This is a genomic window from Corynebacterium sp. UMB6689, from assembly GCF_030215295.1.
In the GTDB taxonomy this organism is placed as follows: domain Bacteria; phylum Actinomycetota; class Actinomycetes; order Mycobacteriales; family Mycobacteriaceae; genus Corynebacterium; species Corynebacterium aurimucosum.
The window spans coordinates 1-234 of the sequence record NZ_JASOLS010000294.1; the positions used below are offsets into that span (position 1 = coordinate 1).

Sequence of the window (234 nt, forward strand, 5' to 3'; positions counted from 1 at the left end):
CGGTTACCGTTACCGAGCGCGATATTAGCGTGGAAGTTGCCGATGATGGCGTGGGCATTGGTGAATTGAGCCGGCGGTCAGGCCTTTCTAATCTTGCGGCTCGGGCCCGGCGCCACCACGGTACTTTCTCCATTGCACCGGGCAGTCAGAGCGGTACGGTGGTGCGCTGGCGGGCCCTCATCGACGGCTAGGCAGGTACCTGACTCATCGGGTAAAAAGGTGTGCCTACTGGTT

Annotated in this window: 1 protein-coding gene; it reads left to right on the plus strand. The window is 60.7% G+C overall.

The annotated features are described in order from the left end of the window. Positions 1 to 191 (plus strand): hypothetical protein (locus QP363_RS13560; RefSeq protein ID WP_284764879.1); only part of this gene is annotated, 191 nt, incomplete at its 5' end. Positions 192 to 234 lie beyond the last annotated feature (43 nt).